The sequence below is a fragment of the Pantoea sp. CFCC18179 genome (genome assembly GCF_059412405.1).
The window spans coordinates 82,508-96,572 of sequence record NZ_JBNBPM010000006.1 but is presented as its reverse complement, the minus strand read 5'-3'; the positions used below and the strand labels follow the sequence as shown (position 1 = coordinate 96,572).

General features: G+C 51.8%; 12 protein-coding genes and 3 tRNA genes. 8 read left to right on the top strand and 7 right to left on the bottom strand.

The genetic code is table 11. The features are described from left to right. Positions 1-102 precede the first annotated feature (102 nt). Both punC and cfa read left to right on the top strand, forming a co-directional pair. Entirely contained in the window at positions 103-1,305 is a 1,203-nt protein-coding gene (gene punC / locus ACPUC7_RS13385) for a purine nucleoside transporter PunC (RefSeq protein WP_494923276.1), read from the top strand. A 300-nt stretch (positions 1,306-1,605) separates the two neighbouring features. Further along, entirely contained in the window at positions 1,606-2,754 is a 1,149-nt protein-coding gene (gene cfa / locus ACPUC7_RS13380) for a cyclopropane fatty acyl phospholipid synthase (RefSeq protein WP_494923275.1), read from the top strand. Between the two features lie 48 nt (positions 2,755-2,802). Here the strand turns inward: cfa and ACPUC7_RS13375 are convergent, their stop codons facing one another. Further along, positions 2,803-3,447 carry a riboflavin synthase subunit alpha gene (locus tag ACPUC7_RS13375; RefSeq protein ID WP_494923274.1) on the bottom strand — a complete coding sequence of 215 codons (645 nt, stop codon included), beginning with the start codon at positions 3,445-3,447 and terminating at the stop codon, positions 2,803-2,805. Between the two features lie 197 nt (positions 3,448-3,644). Here ACPUC7_RS13375 and ACPUC7_RS13370 point away from each other — a divergent pair, with 197 nt between their 5' ends. From ACPUC7_RS13370 to ACPUC7_RS13345, 6 genes are all read left to right on the top strand, one after another. Next, on the top strand, positions 3,645-5,018 hold the full coding sequence (locus ACPUC7_RS13370) for an MATE family efflux transporter (protein ID WP_494923273.1): 1,374 nt from the start codon (positions 3,645-3,647) through the stop codon (positions 5,016-5,018). Positions 5,019-5,171: 153 nt separating this feature from the next. Then, positions 5,172-5,248, top strand: a tRNA-Val gene (locus ACPUC7_RS13365). Positions 5,249-5,251: 3 nt separating this feature from the next. Then, positions 5,252-5,328 (top strand) — tRNA-Val (locus tag ACPUC7_RS13360). Between the two features lie 18 nt (positions 5,329-5,346). After that, positions 5,347-5,423, top strand: a tRNA-Val gene (locus ACPUC7_RS13355). A gap of 341 nt (positions 5,424-5,764) precedes the next feature. Next, positions 5,765-7,177 (top strand): pyruvate kinase PykF, encoded by a 1,413-nt coding sequence (gene pykF, locus ACPUC7_RS13350; protein WP_494923272.1) that lies wholly within the window; start codon positions 5,765-5,767, stop codon positions 7,175-7,177. Between the two features lie 304 nt (positions 7,178-7,481). Continuing rightward, positions 7,482-7,718: a major outer membrane lipoprotein gene (locus tag ACPUC7_RS13345; RefSeq protein ID WP_007892735.1), complete on the top strand. Its 237-nt coding sequence runs from the start codon at positions 7,482-7,484 to the stop codon at positions 7,716-7,718. 74 nt (positions 7,719-7,792) lie between these two features. Here ACPUC7_RS13345 and ACPUC7_RS13340 read toward each other — a convergent pair whose 3' ends face one another. From ACPUC7_RS13340 to sufB, 6 genes are all read right to left on the bottom strand, one after another. Then, positions 7,793-8,815 carry a L,D-transpeptidase family protein gene (locus ACPUC7_RS13340; protein WP_494923271.1) on the bottom strand — a complete coding sequence of 341 codons (1,023 nt, stop codon included), beginning with the start codon at positions 8,813-8,815 and terminating at the stop codon, positions 7,793-7,795. Between the two features lie 61 nt (positions 8,816-8,876). Next, positions 8,877-9,293 (bottom strand): cysteine desulfuration protein SufE, encoded by a 417-nt coding sequence (sufE, locus tag ACPUC7_RS13335; RefSeq protein WP_343554351.1) that lies wholly within the window; start codon positions 9,291-9,293, stop codon positions 8,877-8,879. A 20-nt stretch (positions 9,294-9,313) separates the two neighbouring features. Further along, entirely contained in the window at positions 9,314-10,537 is a 1,224-nt protein-coding gene (sufS, locus tag ACPUC7_RS13330; protein WP_494923270.1) for a cysteine desulfurase SufS, read from the bottom strand. Continuing rightward, positions 10,534-11,811, bottom strand: coding sequence for a Fe-S cluster assembly protein SufD (sufD, locus tag ACPUC7_RS13325; RefSeq protein ID WP_494923269.1), 1,278 nt, complete (start codon positions 11,809-11,811; stop codon positions 10,534-10,536). The genes sufS and sufD overlap by 4 nt, the downstream gene beginning before the upstream one ends. After that, the gene (sufC, locus tag ACPUC7_RS13320) at positions 11,786-12,532 is read right to left on the bottom strand and encodes a Fe-S cluster assembly ATPase SufC (protein WP_494923268.1); all 747 of its coding nucleotides are present in this window, start codon (positions 12,530-12,532) and stop codon (positions 11,786-11,788) included. Before sufC ends, sufD begins: the two co-directional genes overlap by 26 nt. 34 nt (positions 12,533-12,566) lie before the next feature. Then, positions 12,567-14,060: a Fe-S cluster assembly protein SufB gene (gene sufB, locus ACPUC7_RS13315; RefSeq protein ID WP_343554356.1), complete on the bottom strand. Its 1,494-nt coding sequence runs from the start codon at positions 14,058-14,060 to the stop codon at positions 12,567-12,569. Positions 14,061-14,065: the final 5 nt, after the last annotated feature.

The window sequence follows — 14,065 nt, the reverse complement described above, 5'->3', positions numbered from 1 at the left end:
TTCAAAAAATTTAACAGCACCTCGCAAATATTAGCGTTTCACAAAATAGGTTGCACCCTTTTACACTCCCCGCCGTTCAACCTGCCTAATTAGAGAAGCATCATGTTGTCGTCCAGAGCTTTTATGCCTTACCTCGCCGTGCTCAGCATGCTCGGATTTCTTGCCACCGATATGTATTTGCCGGCTTTTGGCGATATGCAGCGTGATTTTGCCAGCGCGCCCGGCACCATTAGCGCGAGCCTAAGCTTGTTTCTTGGCGGCTTTGCTTGTGCTCAAGTTTTTTGGGGACCACTGTCGGATCGTTATGGACGCAAACCTATTTTGCTGGCTGGCTTAGCCATTTTTGCCCTTGGCTGCCTGGGCATGCTGTGGGTGACCGATGTCTACATGATGCTTGCGTTGCGGTTTGTGCAAGCAATTGGTGTGTGTGCTGCGGCGGTGAGTTGGCAAGCGCTGGTGGTTGATCGCTATCCAAAAGCGCAGGCGAATAAAGTTTTTGCCACCATTATGCCGCTGGTGGCGCTTTCACCCGCGTTAGCGCCATTGCTAGGTGCGTGGCTGATTGGCCATTTCCACTGGCGCAGCATTTTTATCACCCTGACGTTAATTGCTATCGTGTTGCTGATTGGCACGCTGCGCTTACCCGCCGTAAAGCGAGCCAGTGCTGACAGAGGCAAACAGCCAAGTTGGTTAAGCTTGCTGAACACCCGCGTTTATAGCGGCAACGTGTTAATCTATTCCGCATGTTCAGCCAGCTTTTTTGCCTGGTTAACCGGTTCGCCGTTTATCCTCGCCGCCGCAGGCTTAACGCCGGCAGATATTGGTCTGAGTTATATTCCGCAGACCATTGCGTTTCTGATTGGTGGATTTGGCTGCCGCGCGCTGCTTAATCGTTATCAGGGCGCGCAATTATTGCCTTGGTTGCTGCTGCTGTACAGCTTGAGCATTCTAAGTCTGTTTGTGGTGGCGTTAATGCCGTCAACTTCGCTGTTTGTACTGCTAATGCCGTTCTGCGGCATGGCGCTGGCGAATGGTGCAATCTACCCCATCGTGGTTGCCAGCGCGCTTGCGCCTTTCCCACACGCTACCGGCAAAGCCGCCGGTTTGCAGAATCTGTTCCAGTTAGGCTTGTGTTTCGCCGCCAGTTTGTTGGTTTCAACCGGACTGGAACGCGCGCTCTACAACACCACTTTAGTGATGGTCGCCACCGTGGTATTGGCATGGGCTGGCTTTGTTTGCCAACGCGGCTTAAGCGCACAAAGTGATAATGCCCTCACTTCCCGTCCCTGCGAAGATAATCAGTAAGGCAACGATTATCGTTAGCAACCTAACGATAACCCGTTGAATATTGACCCACGTGAGCATATACTCGGTGGGTCAGTAATTCTGCTACAAATCAATAATATAAATGTAACACCTTTGCGACCCTGTCGCGGGATGGCGTCTGCACGATAACCAGTGCGATGACCCACTTTGCTGCTCAAATACATACCTCTGTAAATCGTCGGATTTCTGGCGCACGGATTTTCCGTGAGTTCTCTCACAGGTCTTGGGAAATTGGCTATTCTTTTTCTCAGGTTCAGATCGGAAGGTGATGGAGAAGCTATGAGTTCATCTGTTATAGAAGAAGTGAGCCTTGAAGAAAACCACTGGTTTCGGATCGTCAACGAACTGCTAGAGCGCGCTGATATTGCAGTTAATGGCACTCGTCCATGGGATATTCAGGTAAAGCATCCAGACTTTTTTAAACGCGTTCTGGAAGAAGGATCACTGGGTTTAGGTGAAAGTTACATGGATGGTTGGTGGGAGTGCGAACAGCTCGACATGTTCTTCCATCGCGTTTTAAAACACCATCTGGATAAACAATTACCCCGTCATTTCAAAGATACGTTGCGCATTGCCGCCGCACGCTTGACTAATTTGCAGTCGAAAAAGCGCGCATGGATTGTTGGCAAAGAGCATTACGATCTGGGAAATGATCTATTCTCGCTGATGCTTGATCCCTATATGCAATATTCCTGCGGCTATTGGAAAGATGCCGACACGCTGGAAGGTGCGCAACAGGCCAAGCTGGATATGATTTGCCGTAAACTGCAATTAGAACCGGGCATGACGCTGTTGGATATCGGTTGCGGTTGGGGCGGTCTGGCGGAATATGCCGCGCGTCATTATGGCGTGCAAGTGCATGGCGTAACCATTTCAGCCGAACAGCAAAAATTAGCGCAACAACGCTGTGAAGGATTGGACGTCACGATATTGCTGCAAGATTATCGCGATCTTAATCAGCAATATGATCGCATCGTTTCCGTCGGCATGTTTGAACACGTCGGGCCGAAAAACTATGCCACTTATTTTGATGTTGCTGATCGCAATCTCAAACCAGACGGCATATTTTTACTGCACACCATCGGCGCGCTCACGACAGATATGAATGTCGATCCGTGGATCGATAAATATATATTCCCCAACGGTTGTCTGCCATCCGTGCGACAAATTGCCGATGCCAGCGAACACCATTTTGTTATGGAAGATTGGCATAACTTTGGCGCGGATTACGATACCACTTTAATGGCTTGGCATGCGCGTTTTCAGGTCGCCTGGCCGGAGCTGGCCGAGAAATATGGCGAACGCTTCAAACGCATGTTTGATTACTATCTGAATGCGTGCGCGGGTGCATTCCGGGCGCGTGATATTCAGCTGTGGCAGGTGGTATTTAGTCGCGGTAAAGAGGGTGGTCTACGCGTAGCACGCTAATCGCATTCAATGTAAATCAGGCGCCTATTTGGCGCCTTTTTTATCGTCTTATTCAGCATCGCCGATCTGCGCTAATGCCGCCGCTTCACGCTGTGCCAGCACGCGCTCAACGGTTTCCACAATGGCTTGCGTGTGGGGATCAATCTCAATATTGACCTTATGTCCAAACTTCTTCGCGCCTAAGGTGGTGCGCTCCAGCGTTTCGGGAATCAGATGCACACAGAATTTGCTTTTGGTGACATCGCCGACCGTCAAGCTGATACCATCAATCCCAACGAAGCCTTTGTGCAGAATATATTTCATCTGCGTGGCGTCCTGTAATTTGAACCAGATTTCGCGGTTATTTTCTGACTGAATGATTTTGCAGATTTCAGCGGTGGTCATAATATGGCCGGACATTAAATGACCGCCAATTTCATCGCTGAACTTCGCAGCGCGCTCAATATTCACCACATCGCCGACGTTTAATTCGCCCAGATTGGTGATGCGCAGCGTTTCTTTAATCAGATCGAAACTCACCAAATCACCGTCAATCGCGGTGACGGTCAGACAGCAACCGTTATGCGCAACCGAAGCACCCAGCGCCAGGCCCGGCAATAACGCTTCAGGTAAGCGCACAATATGGGTGCGGAACAGATCTTTTTCTTCGATACCAACAATTTCAGCCGTGCCTTGCACAATTCCAGTAAACATAATCTCAGCCTCTGCAAAGTTTGCGGCAGTTTATCACAGCTTACTTACGGCGGCGTTATTTGGCGGAGTTCAAACTTTACACAAATGGCGAAACGAAATGCGAACAAAGTTTGGCGGAAGCCCAGGCTGCCGCTACACTATGCCGCGCATTCTATGGGGATTTCGCCCCGCTCTCTTCTTAATTAAGCAGGTGTAACGTGCAGAAGTATTTTACCGAAGCGCGTCAATTGCTGGCCCTCGCGATCCCGGTCATCCTTGCTCAGGTGGCTCAAACCGCGATGGGATTTGTAGATACTGTTATGGCCGGTGCGGTAAGCGCCACGGATATGGCCGCCGTTGCTGTCGGCACCTCTATCTGGCTTCCCGCCATTCTGTTTGGTCATGGTCTTCTACTGGCTTTGACGCCAACCGTTGCGCAACTCAACGGTTCAGGACGACGCGAACGTATTGCTGAACAAGTACGCCAGGGTTATTGGATGGCGGCCGGCGTCGCGCTATTGATCATGGTGGTGCTGTGGAACGCCGGTTATTTGATTAACACCATGCATGACATTGATCCGGCCTTAGCGGCGAAAGCCGAGGGGTATTTGCATGCGTTGCTGTGGGGCGCACCGGGTTATCTGTTCTTCCAGGTGATGCGCAATCAGTGTGAAGGTTTGTCGAAAACCAAACCGGCGATGCTGCTGGGTTTCCTTGGACTGATGGTCAACATTCCACTCAACTATGTGTTCATTTATGGACACTTCGGCATGCCTGCCTTGGGCGGCGTGGGTTGTGGAGTGGCGACCGCATCGGTGTACTGGGTGATGTTTATCGTGATGCGATTCTGGGTGAAACGTATGCCTGCGATGCGTGATATCCGCATGAAAACGCCTTGGTCATCACCTTCTCGCGCGATTTTGTCGCGCCTGTTTACCCTTGGCTTGCCGGTGGCGCTGGCGCTGTTCTTTGAAGTCACCCTGTTTGCCGTCGTCGCGCTATTGGTTTCGCCGCTGGGCATTGTGAAGGTGGCAGGGCATCAAATTGCGCTTAACTTCAGCTCGCTGATGTTCGTGTTGCCGCTTTCACTCGGTGTCGCCACCACCATTCGTGTGGGATATCGCTTAGGTCAGGGTTCAGCAGAAGATGCGCGCGTGGCGGCGTGGACCGGCCAGGGCGTGGGCATCAGCATGGCGGCGATTACCGCATTGTTTACCGTGACTTTCCGCCATGACATCGCCGCGCTGTATACCGCCAATCCCGAAGTCATCACCTTGGCGGCGCAACTGATGCTGCTGGCGGCGATTTATCAGTTCTCGGATTCGATCCAGGTGATTGGTAGCGGCATTTTGCGCGGTTATAAAGATACGCGTTCAATCTTCTTCATCACGTTCATCGCCTATTGGGTGCTGGGCTTACCGGTAGGTTATGTGCTGGCGATGACCGATTGGGTGCTGCCGAAACTCGGTCCAGCCGGTTTCTGGTGTGGCTTTATCATTGGCCTAACGTCAGCGGCGGTAATGATGATTTGGCGCATCCGTCGTTTGCAGGGTTTGCCTGCGCAGGTGATTCTGGCGCGTGCGGCACGCTAAGTGGCTGAAGCGACTTTAGTTGGGGGGTTACGGCTAAAAAAACGACGTATAGCACAGTTGCTGGTCAGTCGTATGGGAAAAACACTTTTTCCCCTTGCCAGCATCACAGGCTGCCGTTAATATTCGTCCCCGCTGTCGCCCTGACAGCATGTTGCGCTCTTAGCTCAGTTGGTTAGAGCACCACCTTGACATGGTGGGGGTCGATGGTTCGAGTCCATTAGAGCGCACCAAGTGCGTCCGTAGCTCAGTTGGTTAGAGCACCACCTTGACATGGTGGGGGTCGGTGGTTCGAGTCCACTCGGACGCACCAAATATTGCATTCCTGAATGCGCTCTTAGCTCAGTTGGTTAGAGCACCACCTTGACATGGTGGGGGTCGATGGTTCGAGTCCATTAGAGCGCACCACTCTGTTTCATCCTCTTGCGCAACACTCTTTTCTTGATCTGCATCGTCTTTCTCACGCCGCTTTTATATTGGTTTTCGCATACTTAGCGACTATACTATGCCGCGTTGTTCCACCTGAAAGGTTTCAGCGCTAACGTGCCTATGCAAACAACTCCAATGATTTGCGCAACACTGATCAATCAGTTCCCTCGCGTACTGCATAACTTCTCTGCACGCTTTGCTTTCGTCTCCTATTCTTATTTCTGTGAAATCCGTTCCAACACCAAACACATTCTCACTTCGGTGCTTACAGCATCGAATTCCGACCTTTATCATCCATCACAACTTATAGAAAACCTGACATGAAAAAGACCAAAATCGTTTGTACTATCGGTCCAAAAACCGAATCTGAAGAGATGCTGACCCAACTGCTGGAAGCAGGCATGAACGTTATGCGCCTGAACTTCTCGCACGGGGATTACGCCGAGCATGGTCAACGCATCACCAATATGCGTGCCGTTATGGAAAAAACCGGTCGTCAGGCCGCTATTCTGCTGGACACCAAAGGTCCTGAAATCCGTACCATGAAACTGGAAGGCGGCAACGATGTGTCGCTGAAAGCCGGTCAGACTTTCACCTTCACTACCGATCAATCTGTGATTGGTAACAGCGAACGTGTTGCCGTGACCTACGCCGGTTTCACTGAAGATTTGAAAATTGGTAACACCGTACTGGTCGATGATGGTTTGATCGGCATGCAGGTGACTGAAGTCACTGAAAACACCGTGGTATGTAACGTACTGAACAATGGCGATCTGGGCGAGAACAAAGGCGTTAACCTGCCGGGCGTTTCAATCCAATTGCCGGCTTTGGCAGAAAAAGATAAGCGCGACCTGATCTTTGGTTGCGAGCAGAATGTTGATTTCGTTGCCGCTTCCTTTATCCGTAAGCGTTCAGACGTGCTGGAAATCCGTGAGCACCTGAAAGCGCACGGCGGCGAACACATTCAGATCATCTCTAAGATCGAAAACCAGGAAGGCCTGAATAACTTCGACGAAATTCTCGAAGCCTCTGACGGCATCATGGTAGCGCGTGGCGATCTCGGCGTAGAGATCCCAGTAGAAGAAGTGATCTTCGCGCAGAAGATGATGATCAAAAAATGTAATAAAGCACGCAAAGTGGTAATTACTGCTACGCAGATGCTGGATTCCATGATCAAAAACCCGCGCCCTACCCGCGCAGAAGCTGGCGACGTTGCAAACGCCATTCTGGATGGTACTGATGCAGTCATGCTGTCTGGTGAGAGTGCCAAAGGCCGCTATCCGCTGGAATCCGTGACCATCATGGCCACCATCTGTGAGCGTACCGATCGCGTCATGAAGTCGCGCATTGATTCACTGCAAGACTCACGCAAGCTGCGTATCACCGAAGCGGTGTGCCGTGGTGCAGTTGAGACTGCGGAGAAATTGGAAGCACCACTGATTGTTGTAGCGACCGAAGGCGGTAAATCGGCTAAAGCGATCCGTAAGTATTTCCCGGATGCCACCATTTTGGCTCTGACCACCAACGCAACCACCGCGCGCCAGCTGATTCTGAGCAAAGGCATCGAAACGCGTCTGGTATCAGAAATCGCCTCAACTGATGATTTCTACCGTATTGGTAAAGAAATGGCGCTGGAAAGCGAATATGCACAAAAAGGCGATGTTGTGGTAATGGTTTCTGGTGCATTGGTTCCAAGCGGAACCACCAACACTGCATCAGTGCATGTCATCTGATTAATCGTTGAATGTTTATTTAAAAGCGCCTTTTACAGGCGCTTTTTTTATTCCTTAGCTAATACAAATGCCAGAAATTTCCAATCGAAATTAACTATTCAAAATCTCGTATGATTAAGGTTAGTCCGATTAAATCTCTCTGTTTTAGCTAATTATTTTCATCATCTTCTGTGAAATGCTGTTTCTTTGAGCGAACGATCAAATTTAAGCATGTTCTCATCAAAAATTTATTCTCAACTCAAAAAGCTTTGTGTAATACTTGTAACGCTACATGGAGATTAACTCAATCTAGAGGGTATAAAGAATGAATCGCACTAAACTGGTACTGGGCGCTGTAATCCTGGCTTCAACTATGCTGGCTGGTTGCTCAAGCAACGCTAAAATCGACCAACTGTCTTCAGACGTTCAGACTCTGAACGCTAAAGTTGATCAGCTGAGCAACGACGTGAACGCAATCCGTTCTGACGTTCAGGCTGCTAAAGATGACGCAGCTCGCGCTAACCAGCGTCTGGACAACCAAGCTCACTCTTACCGTAAGTAAGAGTACTGGTTGAAAAATGGTGCCTATGTGGCACCATTTTTTTTGTCTTGATTCTGCGTTTCACTGGCCCGAATTTAGGGCGTTGCCACCGCTGCACCCTGAGCTTCACCAACCTTTGATTGGTCTGCGTCACTTCCCTGCTCTAATTGCGCCACATTTGCATCCGTGGCCGGTTCCCCGCTGCTCACCAATACCGGCATCCCTGAACGACGTACAATCGCTTCCTTGATTAGGGCGCTATCGCTCTTGCCGCTTTTACTGAAGGTTTTAAGCTGCGCAGATAGCGCAATCGGCATGGTTTGCGGATCGTCCTTATCGTTGTGCGACAGCGGCTGGTGCACCTCAACGTAACGCTTGCCGTCTGGCTCAATCGCATATTTGATCGGTTGATTGATCACCTGCACGCGAGTGCCTTTCGGTACGCTATTGAACAACGCTTCAATATCATCCGGGCGTAAACGAATGCAGCCGGAACTGACGCGCATACCGATGCCAAAATCAGCATTGGTGCCATGAATCAAGTATTGTCCGGTTCCGCGCGCCAGGCGCATGGCAAACAGCCCCATCGGATTATCTGGCCCTGCTGGCACCACACCCGGCAAAGTGATGCCCTCTTTGGCATAGCGTTTGCGAATATTGGTGGTAGGCGTCCAGGTTGGATTGGGGATTTTTTGGCTGATGCTGGTGACCATGGTTGGTGTCATCGCGCCTAGCTGGCCAATGCCGATAGGATAAACCACCACGCGATTTTCCCCTTTCGGATAGTAATAGAGACGCAGCTCAGCGAGGTTGATCACAATGCCTTCACGTGGCGCATCCGGCAGCAGCATTTGCAGCGGCACGGTTAACTGCGTGCCCGCTTTCGGCAGCCAGGGATCAACGCCAGGATTGGCTTCCAACATGCCGAGCATACCAATCTTATAACGCGCGGCAATGCTTTCTAGCGGCCGTTTGTCATCCGGCACGGTGGTAAGGGTATTCTCGCCAATTAAACGGCTGTTATCGGCTGGTAAAGGGTATTCCGTAGCAAATGCAGGTGCAGAGAGTCCGCAACAGGACAACAGCAATGCACCGGCTAAACGTAAGGCTGGTTTCATGCAATTTTCTCTTTGTCGGATAGAACAGACCCCGGTCAAGCCGGGGTCTGGAGAGTGTAACTTAGCTGAGGCTCTGAGCGTTAAGGCGGATCGCGCGGATCATCGCTTCCAGCCCTTGTGAACGCGAGGGAGTAAGGTGTGAGGTCAGCGCTAATTCGCCGAACCAGTGACGCACATCGAGATCGAGAATCTCTGGCGCCTTAAGCCCTTGATACAGGCTAAATACCACTGCAATCAAACCCTTAACGATGGCAGCATCGCTGTCACCTTCGAAGGCGATTGTGCCGTCAGCTTGTGGTGTCATACGAATCCACACCTGGCTCTGACACCCGGAAATCACATACTCTGGCTGCTGTAAGCTTTCAGAGGATTCTGGTAATTTCCCACCGAGTTCAATGATGTAGAGGTACTTCTCTTCCCAGTTGGCGCAACGATTGAAGTTGCGCACTAATCTCTCTTTATCTGGCAAATTCGCCATGGATTACTCCTGAAATCTGCTCAACCGCCCAGCAGACGATGAATACGGATCAAACCTGCGGCCAGACGATCGGCCTCTTCTTCGGTGTTATACAGTGCGAAGGAGGCGCGACACATGGCCGGCACATCGTAATGACGCATCAGCGGCATGGCGCAGTGATGGCCAGTGCGGATAGCAATACCGTATTGATCGAGGAAGCTGCCGACATCAAACGCATGATGCTTGCCGAGGTTAAAGGCAACCACACCGCTGCGATGTTCCGGGCCGTAAATCACCAGATCCGGCACTGAAGCCAGTTTATCCAGCGCATAACGCATCAGCATCGATTCGCGCTGATGAATCACATCCAGGCCCAGTTCGCTAATCCACGTTAATGCCGCACCTAAACCGATGATGCCACCGGTATTCGGGGTGCCCGCTTCAAAGCGCCACGGCGTGCTGTTGTAAGTCGTGCCCGTTGGCAGCACCACCTCAGCGATCATCGAACCGCCGCCTTCCCACGGTGGCATGATCTCCTGCAACGCTTTACGCGCGTACAACACACCAATGCCGGTCGGACCATAAATTTTATGGCCGGAGAACACGTAGAAATCGCAATCGATATCCTGCACATCAACCGTGTGATGCATCACCGCTTGCGCGCCATCCACCAAGGTCACCACGCCCGCCGCTTTCGCTTGCGCCACGATGGCTTTCACTGGGTTAACGGTGCCGAGCACGTTGGAAACGTGCGTTACCGCCAGCAAGCGCGTGCGGCTGTCGATCAAACCGCTCAGTTGTTCTAACGCCAGCTCGCCCTGTTGGTTCAGCGGCAGTACGCGAATCTCTGCACCGGTGCGCTGTGCCACCATCTGCCACGGCACGATGTTGGCGTGATGCTCCATCTCCGTGATGATGATGTTGTCGCCCGGTTGCAGCTGACTGCCGCCCCAGCTGTTAGCCACCAGATTGATGCCTTCAGTGGTGCCTTTAACGAAGATGATCTCTTCTGGCGACGCAGCATTAAGAAAACGTGCCGCTTGATGACGCACATTCTCCATATCGGTGGTCGCTTGCGCGCTTAACAAGTGGATGCCGCGGTGCACGGCCGCATAGCCGTGCTGATAGAAATAACTTTCCGCGTTGATCACCGCCAGCGGGCGCTGGGCGCTGGCCGCGCTATCAAGGTAGGCCAGCGGATGTCCGTTGACCTCACGTTTCAGAATCGGAAATTCCGCTCTGATGCGTTCGAGATCGAAACTCATGACTCAACTCCCGGGATACGCGCGGCAATGCGCTGAAGCACCACCTGACGCAGTACCGGATTCTCCAGCGATTCAGTCAGTTCAGCGGCAAAAGCATGGATGATCATGCGCTGCGCAGAAGCTTCATCAATACCGCGCGAGCGCAGATAGAACATCTGCTCTTCATCAATACGACCAATGGTTGCACCGTGGCTGCATTTCACGTCATCGGCATAGATTTCCAGCTGCGGCTTGGTATCGATCTCAGCCAAACGGCCCAGCAACAAGTTATTGTTGGTCATCTGTCCGTCGGTTTTCAACGCGTGCTGCGCCACCTTGATCATGCCATTGAACACTGCACGACCTTTGTCACGCGCGATTACTTTGTGCATTTGACGGCTGATGCAGTGGCCTTTATTGTGCTCCAGATAGCTGCGGGTATCGCACACTTCCTGATTCACTGGCAGAGACAAACTGTTGATCGCCAAATTGGTGTTTTCACCGTTCAACTGCGCGCTGGTGTTGTGGCGCGACAAACCGGCACCCAGCAGGAAGCTGGTGGTGCTGACTTGTGCATCACGACCAATCACCACGTCATTGTGCGCGAAGTGATAGGCTTTATCGCTCTCAAACGACAGCTTGATGTGCTGCAATTTGGCGTTATCCGCGACGTCGAAGGTGAAACGTGCGCCAGTAAAGTGCGCGACATCATTCAACGTCACATAATGCTCAATCACTTCCGCTTCTGCACTGGTTTCCAGTTGCAGATGATGGCGGTGATGCACGGTATTGGTACCGCTTTCCTGACCGCTGGTAATGTGCAGCAGGTACAGCGGTTTTGCCGCTGATTTGCCACGCGCCAGACGAATGGTGGTCGCTTCTTCTGCCAGGCTTTCGGTCAGATGCAGAAACACTTCCGGTTGAATCGGTGCCGGCAGCGGACGGCGTTCGGATGCCTGCGCGTGCTGAATTTCGAACAAGCCGGTATCACGGCTGCTCAGCGCAGACTGAAAACGTCCATCGACAAACACCAGGCGCACGGCATCAATCGGCAATGCCAGCGCGTCAACCTGTTCTGCGCTGACGTCTTGCGGCTGTGGCAGCACAAATTGCTGCGCCAGCAAGCCATCCAGCGGCGTGTATTTCCAGTTTTCATGCTTACGTGTTGGCAATCCAACACGCATTAATTGCTGCCAGTGTTGCTGCGCCTGCAAAGAACGCACGTCTCCGCGCGATTCAAACAGGTGATGCCACTGCTGCAGGGCGTTATCACTCTTGGTCGGTAAGCCAGCCATAGCCTTGCTCCTCCAACTGTTTCACCAGCGTGAAGTCGCCGGATTTAACGATTTTGCCCTGATACAGCACGTGCACGTGGTCTGGCTTGATGTAATCGAGGATACGCTGGTAGTGCGTAACGATGATGAATGAACGCTTACCATCGCGCAGGCTGTTCACGCCTTCTGCCACGATTTTCAGCGCATCGATATCCAGACCGGAGTCGGTTTCATCAAGGATGCACAGCTCAGGTTCCAGAGCCGCCATTTGCAGAATGTCGTTACGCTTTTTCTCGCCACCGGAGAAACCAACGTTGACTGAACGGGTCAGCAAATCTTCCGGCATTTTCAGCAGTTGGATTTTATCTTCGATAAAATCCTGGAAGTCGAAGCGATCCAGCGGTTCCTGCTCACGGTATTTGCGCACCGCATTAACTGAGGTTTGCAAGAAGAACTGGTTGCTGACACCCGGAATCTCAACCGGATACTGGAACGCCATGAAGATGCCTTCACCGGCACGCTCTTCTGGCTCAAGCTCCAGCAGATCTTTGCCTTTGAAGGTGACTGAACCGCCAGTGACTTCGTAATCTTCACGACCCGCCAGCGTTGCAGACAGGGTACTTTTACCCGAACCGTTTGGTCCCATGATGGCGTGAACTTCACCCGGTTTTACTTCAAGGTTCAGACCGCGCAAAATCTCTTTGTCTTCAACGCTAACCTGCAAATCTTTAATGCTTAACATACTCTTTCCTTCACATTGCTTCCGGCAACGGGCATCAGCCCACACTGTGCTCAAGGCTGATTGCTAACAATTTTTGCGCTTCCACGGCGAATTCCAGTGGTAGCTCGGAGAAAACGTCTTTGCAGAAGCCGTTGACGATCATTGAAATCGCATCTTCTTCGCTGATGCCACGCTGCAAGCAGTAGAACATCTGATCTTCACCGATACGTGAGGTCGTGGCTTCATGCTCCAGATGTGCGGTGTTGTTGCGCGTTTCCACATACGGGAAGGTGTGCGCACCGCACTCGGCACCAATCAGCATCGAATCACACTGGGTGAAGTTACGCGCGTTGGTGGCGGTTGGCATGATTTTCACCAGGCCGCGATAGGTGTTCTGGCTCTTACCGGCAGAGATACCTTTAGAGATGATGGTCGATTTGGTGTTCTTACCAATGTGGATCATCTTGGTGCCGGTATCCGCTTGCTGGCGGCCCGCAGTCAATGCCACTGAGTAGAACTCACCAATCGAGTAATCACCGCGCAGAATGCAGCTTGGATATTTCCAAGTGATTGCTGAACCGGTTTCAGACTGCGTCCACGACATCTTGCTGTGATCGCCTTCGCACAGCGCACGCTTGGTGACGAAGTTGAGGATACCGCCCTCGCCTTCACCGCCTGGGAACCAGTTCTGCACGGTAGAATATTTCACTTCCGCATTTTTATGGATGATCACTTCTACTACTGCGGCGTGCAGCTGGTAGGTGTCACGCACCGGCGCGGAGCAACCTTCGATGTAGCTGACATAGCTGTCTTCATCAGCGACTAAGATAGTGCGCTCGAACTGACCGGTTTTTGCCGCATTGATACGGAAATAGGTCGACAGCTCCATTGGGCAACGCACGCCTTTCGGGATGTAAACGAAAGTACCGTCGGATGCCACTGCGGAGTTCAGCGCGGCGAAGAAGTTATCATTCGGTGGAACCACCGTGCCGAGATACTTCTGCACCAATTCTGGATGATCGTGAATCGCTTCACCGAATGAACAGAAGATGATGCCCTGCTCAGCCAGCTTGTCGCGATAAGTGGTCGAAACGGAAACGGAATCGAAAATCGCATCCACCGCCACTTCACGGCCTTCACGTACTGGAACGCCTAACTGGTTGAACGCGTCTTCCACTTCCTGGGTCAGATAGTCGCTGGACGCGACGCTGCCTGAGGTTTGTTTAGCGCCCGGTTCAGAGGCACAGCTATCATCGCAATTGCCGCAGGACGGCGCGGAGTAGTAGCTGTAATCCTGATAATCCAGTTTTTCGTAGTGCGCTTTCAGCCAATGTGGCTCTTCCATCTGTTCCCAGGCGCGGAACGCCTTGAGACGGAATTCCAGCATCCATTCAGGTTCGTTACGTTTGGCCGAAATCGCGCGCACCACATCTTCATTGATGCCGTGGGCAAATTCGTCAGTTTGTAACTGGGTAAAGAAGCCCTCTTTATAATTGAGCTTACCTTCCCACATTTGTACATCGTCAGATGCTTCGGTGTGTCGTGACATGTTTT